The organism is Microbacterium sp. NPDC087665, from assembly GCF_044743285.1.
In the GTDB taxonomy this organism is placed as follows: domain Bacteria; phylum Actinomycetota; class Actinomycetes; order Actinomycetales; family Microbacteriaceae; genus Microbacterium.
The window spans coordinates 1-16,521 of record NZ_JBIUWD010000012.1 but is presented as its reverse complement, the minus strand read 5'-3'; the positions used below and the strand labels follow the sequence as shown (position 1 = coordinate 16,521).

The 16,521-nt window shown below is 70.5% G+C and carries 14 protein-coding genes; 3 read left to right on the top strand and 11 right to left on the bottom strand.

Annotated elements, in window-relative coordinates; genetic code table 11:
- Positions 1 to 116 precede the first annotated feature (116 nt).
- Both ACIOSY_RS17775 and ACIOSY_RS17770 read right to left on the bottom strand, forming a co-directional pair.
- Positions 117 to 785: a response regulator gene (locus tag ACIOSY_RS17775; RefSeq protein WP_400855544.1), complete on the bottom strand. Its 669-nt coding sequence runs from the start codon at positions 783 to 785 to the stop codon at positions 117 to 119.
- Positions 782 to 2,452, bottom strand: a complete 1,671-nt coding sequence (locus ACIOSY_RS17770; RefSeq protein ID WP_400855543.1) for an ATP-binding protein — start codon at positions 2,450 to 2,452, stop codon at positions 782 to 784. Before ACIOSY_RS17770 ends, ACIOSY_RS17775 begins: the two co-directional genes overlap by 4 nt.
- A gap of 180 nt (positions 2,453 to 2,632) precedes the next feature.
- Between ACIOSY_RS17770 and ACIOSY_RS17765 the strand changes: the two genes are divergently transcribed.
- Entirely contained in the window at positions 2,633 to 4,138 is a 1,506-nt protein-coding gene (locus tag ACIOSY_RS17765) for a CitMHS family transporter (protein ID WP_400855542.1), read from the top strand.
- Positions 4,139 to 4,171: 33 nt separating this feature from the next.
- On the opposite strand, the gene ACIOSY_RS17760 is transcribed toward ACIOSY_RS17765, so the two are convergent.
- The 9 genes from ACIOSY_RS17760 to ACIOSY_RS17720 all read right to left on the bottom strand — a co-directional run bounded on the left by ACIOSY_RS17760 (position 4,172) and on the right by ACIOSY_RS17720 (position 14,209).
- Positions 4,172 to 5,803: an ABC transporter ATP-binding protein gene (locus ACIOSY_RS17760; protein WP_400855540.1), complete on the bottom strand. Its 1,632-nt coding sequence runs from the start codon at positions 5,801 to 5,803 to the stop codon at positions 4,172 to 4,174.
- A complete protein-coding gene (locus ACIOSY_RS17755; protein WP_400855538.1) occupies positions 5,800 to 6,915 on the bottom strand; it encodes a serine hydrolase domain-containing protein in 1,116 nt (371 codons plus the stop codon). Before ACIOSY_RS17755 ends, ACIOSY_RS17760 begins: the two co-directional genes overlap by 4 nt.
- Positions 6,912 to 8,045 carry a mandelate racemase/muconate lactonizing enzyme family protein gene (locus ACIOSY_RS17750; RefSeq protein WP_400855536.1) on the bottom strand — a complete coding sequence of 378 codons (1,134 nt, stop codon included), beginning with the start codon at positions 8,043 to 8,045 and terminating at the stop codon, positions 6,912 to 6,914. The genes ACIOSY_RS17755 and ACIOSY_RS17750 overlap by 4 nt, the downstream gene beginning before the upstream one ends.
- Positions 8,042 to 8,602 (bottom strand): GNAT family N-acetyltransferase, encoded by a 561-nt coding sequence (locus ACIOSY_RS17745; protein ID WP_400855534.1) that lies wholly within the window; start codon positions 8,600 to 8,602, stop codon positions 8,042 to 8,044. The genes ACIOSY_RS17750 and ACIOSY_RS17745 overlap by 4 nt, the downstream gene beginning before the upstream one ends.
- Entirely contained in the window at positions 8,599 to 9,834 is a 1,236-nt protein-coding gene (locus tag ACIOSY_RS17740; protein ID WP_400855533.1) for an anhydro-N-acetylmuramic acid kinase, read from the bottom strand. The genes ACIOSY_RS17745 and ACIOSY_RS17740 overlap by 4 nt, the downstream gene beginning before the upstream one ends.
- Positions 9,834 to 10,739: an N-acetylmuramic acid 6-phosphate etherase gene (gene murQ / locus ACIOSY_RS17735; protein WP_400855531.1), complete on the bottom strand. Its 906-nt coding sequence runs from the start codon at positions 10,737 to 10,739 to the stop codon at positions 9,834 to 9,836. Before murQ ends, ACIOSY_RS17740 begins: the two co-directional genes overlap by 1 nt.
- Entirely contained in the window at positions 10,736 to 11,623 is an 888-nt protein-coding gene (locus tag ACIOSY_RS17730; RefSeq protein ID WP_400855530.1) for an ABC transporter permease, read from the bottom strand. The genes murQ and ACIOSY_RS17730 overlap by 4 nt, the downstream gene beginning before the upstream one ends.
- Positions 11,620 to 12,591 (bottom strand): ABC transporter permease, encoded by a 972-nt coding sequence (locus tag ACIOSY_RS17725; RefSeq protein WP_400855529.1) that lies wholly within the window; start codon positions 12,589 to 12,591, stop codon positions 11,620 to 11,622. Before ACIOSY_RS17725 ends, ACIOSY_RS17730 begins: the two co-directional genes overlap by 4 nt.
- 70 nt (positions 12,592 to 12,661) lie before the next feature.
- Positions 12,662 to 14,209 (bottom strand): ABC transporter substrate-binding protein, encoded by a 1,548-nt coding sequence (locus ACIOSY_RS17720; protein ID WP_400855528.1) that lies wholly within the window; start codon positions 14,207 to 14,209, stop codon positions 12,662 to 12,664.
- A 163-nt stretch (positions 14,210 to 14,372) separates the two neighbouring features.
- Between ACIOSY_RS17720 and ACIOSY_RS17715 the strand changes: the two genes are divergently transcribed.
- Together ACIOSY_RS17715 and ACIOSY_RS17710 are read left to right on the top strand one after the other, a co-directional pair.
- Positions 14,373 to 15,275, top strand: coding sequence for a MurR/RpiR family transcriptional regulator (locus tag ACIOSY_RS17715; protein ID WP_400855527.1), 903 nt, complete (start codon positions 14,373 to 14,375; stop codon positions 15,273 to 15,275).
- On the top strand, positions 15,272 to 16,507 hold the full coding sequence (locus ACIOSY_RS17710; RefSeq protein ID WP_400855525.1) for an MFS transporter: 1,236 nt from the start codon (positions 15,272 to 15,274) through the stop codon (positions 16,505 to 16,507). Before ACIOSY_RS17715 ends, ACIOSY_RS17710 begins: the two co-directional genes overlap by 4 nt.
- Positions 16,508 to 16,521: the final 14 nt, after the last annotated feature.

The window sequence follows — 16,521 nt, the reverse complement described above, 5'->3', positions numbered from 1 at the left end:
GAGACCTTCGTGTGATCGAACAGGAACCTAGACAGCTCCCACTCGACACCGAAGGTCTCTCCTACGTCAACAACGATCCGGGTCAGTACAGCTAGGCGCTCACTGCGGGCAGGCGGTCACTGCGGGCGACCACTCGCCCGCACGTAGCGATGCTCGGGGCGGCCCGTCGTGCCGTAACGCAACCGCACCTCGACCTGGCCGCGCGTGGCGAGCGAAGCGAGATGCCGCTGGGCGGTGGCCCGTGAGATGCCGATGCGCTGCGCGATCTCGGCCGCCGACGCCTCGTCTTCGTCACCGAGGCCATCCAGGATGAGCTGCTCGGTGACCGAGCGCGACACAGTCGCCGGCTCCGCCCCTCCCGCCATGATGGAGCCCGCGCGATCGATCTGGTCCTGCGTGAGCGCCCCCTCGACGACGAGCACGTTGCGCATCCGCGCGTAGCGCTGCAGCCGATCGACGAGCACGGAGGCATCGAACGGCTTGGCCAGGTAGCTGAGCGCCCCGGCACGGATCGCTCGCCGGACGGTCGCGGCATCCGTCGCCGCAGAGAGTACGAAGGCATCAAGATCCGTTGCCGCGGCGAAGGCGATGCCGTCGCCGTCGGGCAGGTAGGCGTCGACCAGGAGGAGATCGGGCTGGTGCACGCGCACCGCCTGCCGCGCCGCCTCGAGCGTGTGCACCGGATCGAGCGGAGCGAACCCCGCCACACTCGCGACGGTGTCGCGATGCAGGCCGGCAACGCGGAAGTCGTCATCGATCACGAGTACCCGGATGTCGTCGGTCATCGTTCCTCCTGGGCTCGGGGGTCTGCATCATGGGTCGGGGCGGCCACCGCTGCGGGGATGCGCGCGCCGAACACGGCACCGGCCTCGCCGCCGCCTGGCGAGATCACCCACACGTCGCCACCGCGGCGCCGGGCCAGGTCGCGGGAAAGGGGCAGTCCGAAGCCGTGACCGTGGATCGGTCCGGCATCGCGTGATTCCGCCTCCGCGGGTGCGGGTCCGGAGTCGGGCGCGAACGGATCGCGTCCGCGCGGCACGATACCGCCGCCGGAATCGGCCACGGTCAGCACGAGCGTGTCGCCGTCGGTGAGCACCGAGACCTCGACCCACCGCGGTGCGTCACCGGCGACCGCCGCGGTGATCGCGTTGCCGACGAGATTGCCGAGCACGGCTCCGACGTCTTCGGCCGCGATCACCTCGCCGAGCACGAGCGTGTCGTCGGCGATGCGCAGCGCCACGCCCTTCTCCCCGGCGGCGAGCGCGGTCGCACCCAGGAACGACTGGAGGAAAGCATCGGGCACGCGTTCGAGCCCCTCGATACCGAACCCGACGCTGCCGCGCTGCGTCAGCTCGTCGAGGAAGGCGCGGGCCTCGGCGACCCGCTGGGCGTCGATGAGGCCCGAGACGACGTGCAGCCGGTTGGCGAACTCGTGTCGCTGCACCCGCAACGCCTCGGTGGTCGCACGCACGGTCTCGAGGCGCCCGGCGAGGGCTTCGATGTCGGTGCGGTCGCGCACGACGACGACGACTCCGAGCGGCCGATCGTCATGCACGACCGGCCGGGCGTCGAGATAGAGCACCCGGTCGCCGACGACGGCCTCGACGTTCGTCGCTCGGTTCGCGACGGTCCGTCGCACCGCGTCGTTCACCTCGAGCTCGTCCATTCGGTGCCCGAGGGGCGACGGCAGCCCGAGCATCCGCTCCGCCGCGCTGTTGCACACCCGCACGATGCCCGCGGCATCCACCGCCAGCACGCCGTCACCGACACCGTCGAGCACCGCCGCCTGGTTCTGCACGAGCGCGACGAGCTCTTCGGGCTGCACGCCGAGCGTGAGCCTCTCGAACCGGCGTCGCAGCAGCAGTGTGGCGAGGGCGGCGAGCAGGATCGCGCCGGCCGCGGCGACCGCGATCGTCGCGAGCAGCGCGGGCAGGTCGTCGAAGACGCTCGCGACCTCGAAGCCCACGCTCACCTCGCCCACGGGCGCTTGCCCGGGCGCGGCGTAGATCGGCACCTTCGCCCGGGCGGACTCGCCGAGCGTGCCGACCTCCCAGTCGACGACCTCCTCGCCCTGCAGAACACGCTCGAACGGGGTCGACACGACCTGCCCGAGCAGGCTCTGGTTCGGATGCGCGAGACGGATGCCGTGGTCATCGGTGATGACGACGAACAGAGCGTCGGTGCGGTCGGCCACCCCGACGGCGACCCGCTGCAACGGCCCGTCGCGCAGATCGGCCGCCGCAGGGGTGCCGGGATCGGCGGAGAACTCCGCGACCCGCGACTGCACATCGGGGTCTTCGGCGACCGTGCGGGCGATGTTGAGCGCTGCGGCCTCGGACTCGGCACGCAGCTGCTGCACGCCGAGCCAGCCGAACACGAGCGCGCACACGGCCACGACGGCGGTCACCGTCGCGAGCTGCACGAGCAGGAGGCGAGTCGCGAAACGCACCATCCACCTCCTTCGGCCGCACGCTGAGCACAATGCGCAGAACACACGCTACGCGCACAACGTGCGGCAATGCGACATAGCGCGCGTCTCGATCGCGATCGCCCTACTCTCGCGGGATGCGCCTTTCCCGGCGCACGTTCTGACGCACGACACGACGAAGGAGTCGCATTGGACGTGGCAGCTATGGTCCCGCTCGCAACCGAGGAGGGCTACGACACGGCCTTCCTCCCACCCGAGGGCGTGCTCGTCATCCTCGGATTCACGATGGTGCTCGTCTTCATGGCGCTCATCATGACGCGGCGCCTGACGCCGATGGTCGCCCTCATCCTGGTGCCGACGGCGTTCGGTCTCTTCGCGGGAGCGGGCCTCGGACTCGGTGAGATGATCATCGACGCGATCTCCGACATGGCGCCCACTGCGGCGCTGCTGATGTTCGCGATCATGTACTTCGGCATCATGATCGACGTCGGATTGTTCGATCCCCTCATCCGCGTCATCACCCGTCTGCTCGGAGACGACCCGGCGAAGATCGTGCTCGGTACGGCCATCCTCGCCGCTGTCGTCTCGCTCGACGGCGACGGCTCGACCACGTTCATCATCACGACGTCGGCGATGCTGCCGATCTACCTGCGCCTGGGCATGAACCCCGTGGTGCTCACGTGTGTGGCCGGCCTCATGAACGGCACGATGAACATCGTGCCGTGGGGCGGTCCGACGGTGCGCGCAGCGACCGCCCTGGGACTCCAGCCCACCGATATCTTCGTGCCGATGCTGCCCTCTCTCGGGGCGGGGCTCATCGTCGCCCTGCTGTTCGCCTGGTTCCTCGGACTCGGCGAGCGCAAGCGCATCGGCCAGGTCGATCAGAGCCGCATCGGCGGCGGAACGAGCGGTGAAGCGCGCATCTTCCGCAACACGGGCGCCAAGCCCGGAGCCCGCGCCACGCTCCGCACCGGCAACATCGTCACCGTCGCCGGCGGACGCGGAGGGATGCCCGCAGCGACCGCGCTCGTCGACCGCGAGGACACCGCGATGGCCGACACCATGCTCGACCCGAACCGCGCGACCCTCCGGCCGAAGCTCATCTGGGTCAACCTCGCTCTCACCGTCGCCGTGATGGTGCTGCTCGTGACCGACATCTTCCCGCTCGCGTACGTCTTCATGGTGGGAGCAGCGGTGGCACTGGTCATCAACTTCCCCAAGCTCAAGAGCCAGGCCGATGAGATCGTCGCGCACGCACCGAGCATCGTCGGCGTCGTCTCGATGGTGCTGGCGGCGGGTGTGCTCGTGGGTGTGCTCAACGGCACCGGCATGGTGGATGCCATGGCGAACTGGATCACCACGGCGATCCCCGACTCCCTCGGCCCGTTCCTCGCCGTCATCACCGGTGTGCTGTCGATCCCGCTGACGTTCTTCATGTCGAACGACGCGTTCTACTACGGCATCCTTCCGGTGCTCGCGCAGAGCGCCGAGCACTTCGGGATCAGCCCCGTCGAGATGGCACGCGCCTCGATCATCGGGCAGCCGGTGCACCTGCAGAGTCCGCTCGTGCCGGCCATCCTGCTGCTCGTCTCGCTCGCGAGCGTCAACCTCGGCGACCACCACAAGAAGGTGCTGTGGCGGGCGTGCATCGTCTCTCTGGTGATGCTCGCGGTCGGCGTGCTCGTGGGGGCGGTTCCCTTCGCATCCTGAGCTCAGGAGCGAGCAGCCATCCCGGGAGCACGGTCAGGAGGCCAGCGAGGCTCCCGGGATCGCGGCGAGCAGCTCCTTCGTGTACGGGTGCTGCGGGTCGTCGAAGATGCGCTCGGGCGTTCCGCTCTCGACGATCACGCCGCGCTGCATGACGTGCACCTCGTCGGAGATCATCCGCACGACGGCGAGGTCGTGGCTGATGAACAGGTAGCTGAGTCCGAGGCGCTTCTGCAGGTCGGCGAGCAGGTCGAGGATCTGCGCCTGCACCAGCACGTCGAGCGCCGACACGGCTTCGTCGAGCACGACGAGTTCGGGCTCGAGTGCGAGTGCGCGGGCGATCGCGACGCGCTGACGCTGGCCACCCGACAGCTCGTGCGGCAGCCGCTCGGCCATCGCGGCGGGGAGGGCCACCTGCTCGAGCAGTTCGAGCACGCGGGCGTGCCGGGTGGCCGGGGTGCCGATGCGGTGCACGCGCAGCGGCTCGGCGATCGACTGCTCGACCGTGTACCGCGGGTCGAGCGAGGCGTAGGGGTTCTGGAACACCGGCTGCACCCGTCGGCGCAGCGCGAACAGCTCTTTGCGGCGCAGGGTGGTCAGGTCGAGGCCGTCGAACAGGATGGACCCGTCGGTGACGTCTTCGAGGCCCAGCACCATGTTGGCGGTCGTCGATTTGCCCGAGCCCGACTCCCCCACGATAGAGACCGTGGTGCCGCGGCGGATGGCGAAGCTCACGCCGTCGACCGCGGTGAAGCTCGTCGGCTCTCCGGCCTTCGGCGAGCGCAGCGCGAACTCCTTGCGCAGATCGCGCACCTCGACGAACGGCGTCTCGGATGCCGCGGCCTGGCGCTTCGGCAGGGCATCGCGCCGCGAGGCGAGGCTGGGCGCCGCCGCCAGCAGCTGCTTCGTGTACTCGTGCTGCGGGTTGCCGAGCACCTCATCGGACGTGCCCTCCTCGACGATGCGTCCGCGGAACATCACCACGATGCGATCGGCGCGCTCGGCGGCCAGCGCCAGGTCGTGCGTGATCAGGAACACCGCCGTGCCGAGGTCGTCGGTCAGTTCGTCGAGCTGGTCGAGGATGCGGCGCTGCACGGTCACGTCGAGGGCCGAGGTGGGCTCGTCGGCGATCAGCAGGCGTGGCTTGCACGCCAGGCCCATGGCGATCAGCACGCGCTGGCGCATTCCGCCGGAGAACTCGTGCGGGTACTGGCGGGCGCGGTTCGCGGCATCCGTGATCCCCACCATCTCGAGCAGCTCGACGACACGGGCGTCGGTGGCGTCGCCCGTCGTGCGCCCGTGCACCTCGAGCGCTTCGCCGATCTGATCGCCCACGCGCATGAGCGGGTTGAGGTTCGACATCGGGTCTTGCGGCACGAGGCCGATGCCGGCGCCGCGCAGGGTCACCATCGCGTTCTCGGTCAGCTCGGTGAGTTCGCGACCGTCGAAACGGATGCTGCCGGCGGTGATGACACCGTTCTCGGGGAGCAACCGGTTGACCGCGGCCGCGGTGGTGGACTTGCCGGAGCCGGACTCGCCCACGACGGCGACGGTCTCACCCGCGGCGACATCGATGCTGATGTCGCTGATGGCGGTGACCAGCTCGGAACCGGTCCGGAAGGCGACGGCGAGGCCGCTGATGCTCAGCACAGGCTCGGTGATGCTCATGGTGTTCTCGTTCCTTCGGTGTCACGGGATGTCTGGTCGCCCAGAAGTTCGGGGAGCGCGGTCAGCCACAGCGCCTCGGTGGTAAGGGGTGCAGCGGTGGCGGGTTCGGCGGCGAGCAGCCGGTTGCTCAGCACCACGACGGCGGTGCCGGCTGCGGGCAGGATGCCGAGGGCGCAGCCGGTGAAACCGGGGTGCCACAGCATCCGCTCTTCTCGGCCGTCGAGGGCGACGGTGCGGCTACGCCATCCGAGGGCCTGGCCGGCATCGGGTCCGTCGCGGAACAGGTCGGCGACGGCATGCGGATGCCAGAGGTCGGTGTGCGCCTCGGGTGCGGCGAGGGCGGCTCCGAGTGTGAGCAGGTCGTCGGCGGTGCTGAAGAGTCCGGCGTGACCGGCCACCCCGCCGAACGCGTGGAAGCAGTTGCCGTCGTTCGCGGTGCCGGCGATCTCGCCGTCACGCCAGGCGAAGTCGCGCGAGGACGCGGGCGAGAGCACCGGGTACGGCTCGCCGGTGGCGACCATGCGACGCTCGGCGGCATCGCCGATCGCACTCGACGCGACCGGCGCCGCGACCGGACCGTAGCCCGTGCGCCGCAGACCGAGCGGCGCGGTCACGAGCTCGCGCACGGCGGCGTCGAGCGGAGCATCCGCCACGATCGAGACGATGCGGCCGAGCAGCAGGAAGCCGAGATCGGAGTAGTGGCGGGCATCGTCGAGCAGGTAGCGCAGGGGCAGAGCGTCGATCGCGGCGGCGGGGTCGCCGGGCGTGAGGTAGAGCGGCTGCCACTCCCACAGCCCCGCGCGATGCTGCAGCAGGTGACGCAGCGTGGTGCCGGGGGCGCAGGGAGAGTCGGGCAGGTAGCGGGCGACCGGGTCGTCGAAGCTGGCGTCGCCACGACTGACGAGCGCGAGGAGCGCGGTGGTGGTCGCCGCGACCTTCGTCACCGAGGCGACGTCGAAGGCCGTGTCGACCGTGACCGCTGTGCCTGCGGTGTCGGCTCGGCCGCCAGCGGCGAGATCGCGACCCTCGGACGTGAGGATGCCGACCACCGCACCCGCCGGGGCGGCGGTACCCGCCGAGAGAAGCGCCTCGACAGCGCGGTCGGCGCTCATGCGTGCACCGCCCCACGGCTGTGCACGTCGGCGAGCACGCCGGCCGCGGCACCCGGAGCCAGCCCGTGGATGCCGAAGCCCGACTCGGTTCCGAGCTCGAGCGTGTCACCGGTCGAGCGGATGCCGCCGACCACGGGCGAGCGGCGCAACCACAGCGCCGCGTCGAGGTCGTGCACGACATCGGGGGCGAAGGCGGCGGCGAGGTGAGCTGCGGCGGTGACGCCGACGTGCGCCTCCATCATGCAGCCGAACACGACGCCGAGACCGGCCTCGCGGGCGGCACCGGCCGCCACGGCGGCCTCGGCGAGCCCGCCGGTCTTCGCGAGCTTGATGTTGACGAGATCTGCCGCGCCGCGCTCGGCGATGGCCCGCACGTCGCGCGCCGTGCGCACCGCCTCATCGGCCATGATCGGCGTGCCAACGGCAGCCGTCACCCGGGCGAGCGCGTCGAGGTCGTGCGCGGCGACGGGCTGCTCGACGAGTTCGACGTCGAAGCCGCGGTCTTCGGCGGCGCGGATGATGCGGATCGCCGTCTCGGCATCCCAGGCCTGGTTGGCGTCGATGCGCAGCGACACCTCGGAGCCGATCGCCGCGCGCACGGCGTGCAGTCCGGCAACCGTGTCGTGCGCGGCCGAGGCCTTGATCTTGAGGCACCGGAACCCGGCGGCCACGTGTTCGGCCGCGCGGTCGGCCAGCTCGGCGGGATCGGCCGCCGACAGCGTCATGTCGGTGCGGATGCGCGAGGGCGCAGCCTCCGCGGCGAACATCTGCGCCACCGGAATCGCACGCGCCTGCGCATCGAGGTCGGCGAGTGCGCACTCGACCGCGCTGCGGGCCGCGGCATTGCCCCAGACCGCGCGAGCGATGTCGGAGGCGAGAACGGGGTCGCCCGCGTCACGCCCGATGACGACGTCACCGAGGGGACCGGCGGCCACGGCCGCGACGCTCTGCGCGCTCTCGCCGGTGACGCGCCAGCTCGTCGCCGCCTCGCCCCAACCGGTGCGGCCGTCGGCGTCGGTCGCCTCGACGAGCACCACATCGATCTGGTCGGTGCGGCGCACCGCGGTGACGAAGGGACGCACCAGCGGGGAGGCAACACGCAGCACGCGCAGTCGCTCGATGACGCTCATGTCCACTCCCGCCGCATGCGCTGCTCGGGCTCGCCGAAGTCGGCCTGGGTGCGAGTCGCGCCGTCGGGGAGCCAGCCGCGCGACTCGTAGAACCCGATCGAGGGAGCGTTCGCCGCGAAGACCCACAGGGTGGCCGCGGCGGCTCCCGCTGCCCGCAGCTCATCGGTCGCCCTCGACAGCAGGAGCGTTCCGACGCCTCCGCCGTGCGCGCGCGGGGAGACGTACAGCGAGTGCACGGCACCCTCGACGGCACCGGCATCCGTTCCCGTAGCGACCGCGTAGCGCGTGATGCCGACGACCCGGCCGTCGCCCTCTGCGGCATCGACAGGGGCATCGATAGCGGCATCGACGTCGACATCGACGGCGACGGCGACGAGCACGACGCCGGTGGTGTCCGCGAGCACACGACGCCACAGCGCCTCGGCGCGCTCGTCGGTCATCGCGTCGATCGCCGATGCCGGCAGCACGCCGCGGTAGCTCTCGCGCCAGCAGTCGAGGAACACGTCGAGCACCCCGGACAGGTCGTCCGGGGTGGCGCGACGCACCTCGAGGTTCACGATGCCGCGGCCTCCGCGAGCACCAGCGAAGCGATGCCGGAGACCGGCGCGGGCATGACCAGCGGGCCTGCGCCCGGGGTGATCGCGCCGAGGATGCGGGGCTCGCGCGCGCCCGTGCCGCCCGGGACGATCGCCGAGATGCCGTGCATCGTGCACCAGCCGATCAGCGCGAGCAGGATCGCCTCCTTGCTGTCGGCGGGCGCGCCCAACTCGTCGGCGAGCACCACCCGGGTGAGGGGCAGTGCGGCGCGCAGTCCGTCGAGGAGCAGCGGGTTGCGGCATCCGCCTCCCGACACCGCGAGGAACGCGATCTCGGCCGCGGCCACATCGCGCGCCACGGTCTGCACCGTGAGCTCTGTGAGCGTGCGCACCACGTCTTCGACCGCGATCTCGCGGCCCTGGGCGGCGAGATGGTCGTGCACGTAGCCGAGGTGGAAGTGCTCTTTGCCGGTGCTCTTCGGCGGGGTGAGGGCGTAGTACGGATCGGCGAGCATCGCGGCGAGCAGCGCCTCGTCGACGCGTCCCGTGCGAGCGATGCGCGCGTCGTCGTCGTAGCCCAGCGGGTTGAGGCCGTGCTCGACGATGACCGCGTCGACCAGCGCGTTCGCCGGACCGATGTCGTACGCCACGAGACCGTCGGGGCGCACCACCGTCATGTTCGAGATGCCGCCGAGGTTGAGCGCGGCCGAGATGCCGGCCTGCGAGCGCAGCAGCAGCTCATCGAGGAACGAGACCAGCGGGGCGCCGTGCCCACCCGCGGTGATGTCGCGGATGCGGATGTCGGAGACCACGGGAGCGCCCACCTTCTCGGCGATCCAGGCGGGCTGTCCGATCTGCAGGGTGCCCAGCGCGTGCGCGCCGTCGACCCAGTGGTACACCGTCTGCCCGTGCGAGCACACCGCGTCGACGCCGCCGACGCTCGCCGCGATGTCGGCGGCGACTTCGGCGAACGCCTGGCCGATGAGGGTGTCGAGTTCGCACACCTCGGCGAGCGTCGTCTGCGCCGGGGGCAGCGCGGCGATCAGCCGCGCACGCAACTCGGGAGAGTACGGGATGCTCGCCTCGGCGACGACGGTGCCGCGCAGCTCAACGCCGGTCGCGGCGGGGGCAGTGCCCGGGATGCCGTCGCCCGGAGTGCCGTCGCCCGGAGTGCCGTCGACGGCAGTGAAGTCGACGATCGCCGCGTCGATCCCGTCGTGCGAAGTGCCCGAGATCAGTCCCAGAACGCGCATCAGTTCTCCTCCAGTGCAGTCCGCAGCCGGCCGTCGGCGGCGGTGAGTCGTGCGGTGGCCGCGGCGAGATCGTCGCCACGGCGCAGCATGATCGACGCGAGCTTCACGTCGTACGCGGCGGTCTCGAGCGCGTCGACCGCGGTGTCGCGATCGACGTCGGCAATGGACTGCACCATGCGGATGGCGCGTTCGCGGAGCTTGTGATTGGTGGCCTTGAGGTCGACCATCAGGTTTCCGTAGGCCTTGCCGCCGCGCACCATCACGATCGTCGAGAACATGTTGAGCACGAGCTTCTGCGCCGTGCCCGACTTGAGTCGCGTCGATCCCGACAGCACCTCGGGGCCGACCTCGACCTCGATGCCGTACTCGGCGGTCTCGCTCAGCACGGTGCCGGTGTTGCACGAGAGACCGACCGTGAGGGCCCCGCGCTCACGCGCCCGACGGATCGCCGCGACGACATAGGGCGTGCGACCGCTGGAGGCGATGCCGATGACCGTGTCGAGCGGGCCGATGTCGGCGGCGTCGATCGCGGCGCTGCCGCCCTCGGCGTCGTCTTCGGCACCCTCGACCGGGTTCACGATCGCTCCCGCTCCCCCGGCCATGATCGCGAAGACCAGCTCGGGCGGGGTGCTGAACGTGGGCGGGCACTCCGAGGCGTCGAGCACGCCGATGCGTCCGGGCGTTCCCGCGCCCACGTAGACGAGCCGGCCGCCCTGCGCCATCCGATCGGCCGTCGCCTCGATCGCCGGGACGATCTGCGGCAGAGCGCGCTGCACGGCGGCGGGAACCGTCGCGTCGGCGTCGTTCATGGTCTGGGCGATCTCGGCCACGCTCATGCGATCGAGGTCGGCGTACCGGGGGTCGCTCGCCTCGGTCGCGAGCATCCCGAGATCTTCCGCGTTCATCGCTTGCCCCTGTTCCGAGGATCGAGACTGTCGCGCAGCCCGTCTCCGAGCAGGTTCAGGCCGACGACGAGCAGCACCACGATCGCACCGGGGGCGATCATGGTCCAGGGGGCGATGGTGACGAGCGTGCGCGCCTCGAAGATCATCGATCCGAGCGACGGTGCGGGCGGCGGCGTGCCGAGCCCGAGGAAGCTGAGCGAGGCCTCGGTGAGCACGGCCCACGAGAGCGACAGGGTGACCTGCACGATGATGATCGAGGTGATGTTCGGCAGCACGTGGCGGAACATCGTCGCCATGCGGCTCTGCCCGGTGCTCTTGGCGGCCTTGACGTACTCGACCTCGCGCAGCGACAGCACGGGGCCGCGCGTCACGCGGATGAAGATCGGCACGTAGACGATCGCGATGGCCACCGCGATCGTGAACCAGTTGCGCTCGAAGACCGAGGCCAGCGACAGGGCGAGCAGCAGCGGGGGGAACGCGAACAGCACGTTCGTGACCGCGGTGATGGCTCCGTCGGAGACGCCGCGGTAGAAGCCGGCGATGAGCCCGCAGATCGTGCCGACGACGGTGGCGAAAGCCACGGCGACGACCGAGATCAGGGCGGAGTTGGCGACGCCGGCGGCGACGCGCGAGAAGACGTCGCGGCCGAACTGGTCGGTGCCGAACCAGTGCACGCCCGAGGGGGCCTGCAGGCGCGACGGCGGGTCCTGGGCGAGCGGATCGAACGGCAGCAGACCGAACGCCGACACGATGCTGAGGATGCCGAGCAGCACCACGATGATGAGGCCGGTGAGCCCGCTGCGGCTGCGCAGCAGCAGGCGGGCCCGCTCGATGGTGCGCCCGCCGCCGGGGGCGAGGGTCGGGGTCTGAGAGATGTCGGTCATGCGGCACGCACCCGAGGATCGATGACCCGGTACAGCAGGTCGGTGAGCAGGTTGACGATGACGAAGGCGAGGGCGATCACGAGCACGGTGCTCTGCACGAGCGCGTACTCCTTCTGCTGGATGCCGAGGAGCACCTGTCGTCCGATGCCGGGGAGCGAGAAGATCTGCTCCACGACCACCGCACCGCCCAGGAGGTAGCCGAACTGCAGGCCCGTCATGGTGACGATCGGCACGAGGGCGTTGCGCAGCACGTGTCGCAGCTGCAGTCGCCGGGGCGGCACGCCCTTGGCGCGCGCGGTGCGGATGAAGTCGTTCGAGCGGATCTCGAGCACCGCGGTGCGCGTGGTGCGCATGATCGGTGCGGCGATGCCGAAGCCCAGCACGATCGACGGCAGCAGCATCTGCTGCAGGTTGAGCAGCGGGTCCTGGAAGAGCGGGGCGAATCCCTGCCCGTTCGGGTTGAAGCCGAACGACGAGGCCAGCACGGCGAGCAGCGCGGTGCCGAGCAGGAAGGCGGGGATCGAGAGTCCCGCGAGGCCGACGACCTGGCCGAAGCCGTCGCGGACCGAGTCGGGCTTCGATGCCGACAGCATGCCGAGGGGGATGCCGATGGCCAGGGCGATCACGATCGAGAAGATCGCGAGCTCGAAGGTGACCGGCAGGGCGGCGGCGGTGAGGTCGAGGACGCTCATCTGCGCCCGCGAGGAGAACCCGAGGTTGCCGGTGAAGATGTTGCCGAGCCAGGAGAAGAACTGCACGAAGAGCGGCTGGTCGAGGCCGTAGTAGGCCTCGAGCGCTGCGCGCTGGGCGGGCGTGAGCGCGGCGGCCTCGGTGCCGAGGCCCGAGCTGATCTGGTCGCCGGGGATGGCGCGCAGCATCAGGAAGACGAAGATGGCGACGCCGAGGAGCGTGCCGAGGGCTGCGAAGATGCGGCGCAGCACGCTGCCCGTGAGGATCTGTCTGAACATGCGAGTGTGTGGGTGCCTGTCGTCGGGGATGGAGCGGTGCGGGCTGTCGCGCCCGCACCGCTCCTGTCCGCTACTTGATGGAGGTGGTCCGCAGGTACTGCAGCGAGCCGTTCACCATCGGAACGAAGCCGTCGACGGTGGATGCCGTGGCCGTGTAGGTGTAGCTCGTGAACAGCCAGATCCACGCGGCATTGTCTTCGAGGTTCTCGGAGACCTGCGCGTAGATGTCCTTGCGCGCGTCGGCGTCGGCGGTCTGGCGACCCTCGGCGAACAGGGCGTCGAGCTCGGGCGAGGAGTAGCCGGCGACCTTGTTCAGGTTTCCGGTGCTGGTGAAGTAGCGACCGTACATGCCGTCGGGGTCGGGGCGTCCGCCGTTGAGGGCGACCGCGGCGTCGAAGTCACCGGCGATCCAGCGGTCGACATAGGCACCGGACTCCAGCACCTCGATGTCGAGGGTGATGTCGGCGTCGGCCAGCTGGGCCTTGAGGTTCTGCGCCTCGTTCACCGAGGTGGCGTACTCGCCCTGCGAGACGATGGTCTTGACCGTGACGCCGTCGCTCTTGCCGGCTTTGTCGAGGTACTCGGCGGCCTTGTCGAGGTCGCGCTCCGGGCAGGGGCGCGCCTCGGGGTCGGACTTGTACGCGGGCGAGGTGATGGGTCCGGTGACCTCTCCCTCGCCGAGGGCGGCGGTGTCGAGCACCTCCTGGCGGTCGATCGCGCACTGGATGGCGAGACGCACGTTGACGTCGGCGAGGTCACCGCGTGTGGCGTTGAGCTGCAGTGCGTGGTAGCTGAGCTGCGGGGTGGTCGCGACCGTGACGTTGGCGCCCTCGGCGGTCTGAGCGACCAGCGGGTCGTCGAAGACGGCGAACTGCACGTTGCCGGACTGCATCGCCGAGACGATCGACGACTCATCGGGGATCACGCGGAACTCGACGGTGTCGAGCAGGGCGGTGTCGCCCCAGTAGTCGTCGTTCTTGGCGAGCGTGAGCGACTGGCTCGGCTTGCGGTCGTCGAGCAGGAACGGACCGGTGCCGTTGGGGGTGGTGTTGAGCGCCTCTTCGGTGTCGTCGGACGAGAGCATCGCCATGTTGATGACGGCGAGGTTGGCGGGGAGCGCGGCGTCGGGAGCGCTGAGGGTCAGCGTGACGGTCGTCTCGTCGGTGGCCTCGACGGCGGTGACCGAAGCGAGAGAGCTGCGCGCGACGGCGGCGGTGGCCTCGGCGGCGATCGCGTCGAGCGAGTACTTGACGTCTTCGGAGCCGAACGTGCTGCCGTCGGCGAAGGTGACGCCCTCGCGGAGCTTCAGGGTGACGGTGAGGCCGTCTTCCGAGACCTCCCACGACTCGGCGAGACCGGGGACGACGTTCAGGTCCTCATCGAACTCGGTCAGCGTGCCGTAGAGGTTCTGCAGCACGTTGACGGCCTGGAACTGCGTGGCCTTCCACGGGAACAGGGTGTCGGGATCGCTGGTGACGCCGATGACGAGGTCTCCGCCGGCTGCGCCCTCGGACGGGGCCGGGTCGGATGCCGGGGCGGAGCACCCGGTGATGACGAGAGCCAAAGCGACTCCCGTGGCAGTGAGAGCGCCGAATGACGCCCGCCGTGCTGTGCTCATTGCTGTTACCTCCTGGCTGGGACGCGTCGCCATGGCGTCGGGAAGGCCATCGGCCTGGGAGCCCCGGGAACGTCGTCGGTCGTGGTGGTACTAAAAGTACACGAAAGTCACTTCATATGTAACAGAATTTCCCCTAGGGTATGAATCACCGATCGGAGACCACATGCCCTCTGCATCCGCCCGCGACGACGCCGGCGTGCACCCCGTGCTCGTGCGCATGCGCGCCATCCGCCCCGAGCTCCGTCCGAGCGAACAGCGCATCGCCGATCTGTTCCTCGCGCGGCCCGCCGAGACCGCGGGACTCTCGATCGCCGAGCTCGCCCTGCGGTGCGACACGTCGACCACCTCCGTCGTCCGGTTCTGCAAGAGCCTCGGGTACGAGCACCTGCGCGATCTGCGCAATCACGTGCTGCGCGAGGTCGAGCGCGAGACCTTCGACACCGCGGCCCTCCCCGATGTGTCGGGCGACATCGACCGCAACGACACCCTCGCCGACATCGTCGCCAAGGTGTCGCTCGCCGAGACCCTGTCTCTCGCCGACACCGCCAAGGTGCTCGACACCGAGGCCCTGCGCGCCTCGGTCGACGCGATCAACGCCGCGACCAGGGTCGACATCTTCGGCGTCGGCGCCAGCTCGATCGTCGGCCTCGACCTGCAGCGCAAGCTCACCCGTATCGGCCGTACGGCTCTCGAATGGTCCGACCCGCACGCCGCGTGGACCTCGGCCGCCACCCTCGGCCCGGGCAACGTCGCCATCGCGGTCTCGCACACCGGATCGACGACCGACACGATCGAGTTCCTCCTGCTCGCCCACCAGGCCGGCGCGACCACGATCGCGATCACCAACCACGCCGGCGCCCCGCTCGCCGATCAGGCCGACATCGTGCTCACCACCGCCGCCCGCGAGACCGGCTTCCGATCCGGCGCCCTCGGCAGCCGCATCGCCCAGCTCATGGTGGTGGACTGCATCTTCATCGGCGTCGCCCAGTCGAATTACGACCGCTCGATGGAAGCCCTGCGCAACACCTACGCCGCCGTGCACCACACACGAGCGGGCGGAGCGTGAGCGGCTCCCCTCCCGCCCGCACTTCGCGCACCGGGTCGAGCGCCAGGATCGGGCTGTTCGCCGCCTTCGCGAGCCTCGGCGTCACGGCATCCTTCGTCCCCGCCGTGCTCCCGGCCGCCGAACGGGCGATGTCGGCCGATCTCAGCACGGCCGTTCCCGTGCTGTTCGCCGGCCTCCTCGTGGGCGTGCTGCTCTCGGGACCCCTGCTCGTTCGCCGCCCGACCCGCCTCACCCTGATCCTCGGGAGTGGCCTGCAGGCGCTCGCGATCGTCGTGGGCGCGTGGGCCGGATCCGCTCCGGTCTTCCTCGCCGCGGCCGCTCTCGCCGGTCTCGGATTCGGCCTCGTCGAGGCGGCGGGATCGGTGGCCGCGAAGGCCGCATCGACCGGCAGCGCCACCGGCCTGCTCAGCGCCCTCATGGGCACGGTCGCCGTCTGCGCCGCGCTCACCCCACTCGTGATCGCCGCCGGCGCCGGGACCGGGATGCTGCCAGTGCTCAGCATCCTCTGCGTCGTGCCGCTCACCACTGTCGTCCTGCTGCTCGGCTCCGGTGCCGCACGCCCGGGATCCGCGCCCTCGACGCCCCTGACACCTTCGACACCCTCGAGGAACCTGCGCGCCCTGATCCCCCTCCTCCCGTTCGCCCTCGCCCTGCCGCTGTACGTCGGCGTCGAGACCGTGCTCTCCGGGTGGTCAGCCGTGATCCCCGAGCGCGCACTCACCCTCGATCCCTCGGCGGCGGCGCTGGGCACCACGGCCTTCTGGGCGCTGATGGCCGTCGGTCGATTCGGCGCGGCTGCTCTGCGGCGGCGCGACGTGCGCCCGCTCGTGATCCTCGCGACCGGCACGCTCGGCGCCGCGGCGCTGATGACCGCGGCCGGCCTGTTGATCGGGTCGTCGCCGGTGTGGGCGCTGGCCGCACTCGCGGCATCCGTCGTGCTGCTCGCTCCGAGCTACGGCCTGATCCTCGGACTCGCCCTGGATCGCCTCGACCCCGCCCGCAGCGCCGCGGCGACCGGCACGCTCGTGGCGTGCGGAGCCGTCGGCGGCACCTTCGTGCCCACCCTCATCCTGTTGATCGGGCGCGACCCGGTCGCGAGCGTCACCTTCGTGGTGTCGGCGGCGCTGTGCGCCCTCGTGCCGGTGCTGGTGGCGCTAGCTGTACTGACCTCGACCGTTGTTGATTCGGTCGATGGGGGTCTTGCCTCTGATGCCGAGGTGGGCTCGTTCTAGGTTGTAGTAGTCGA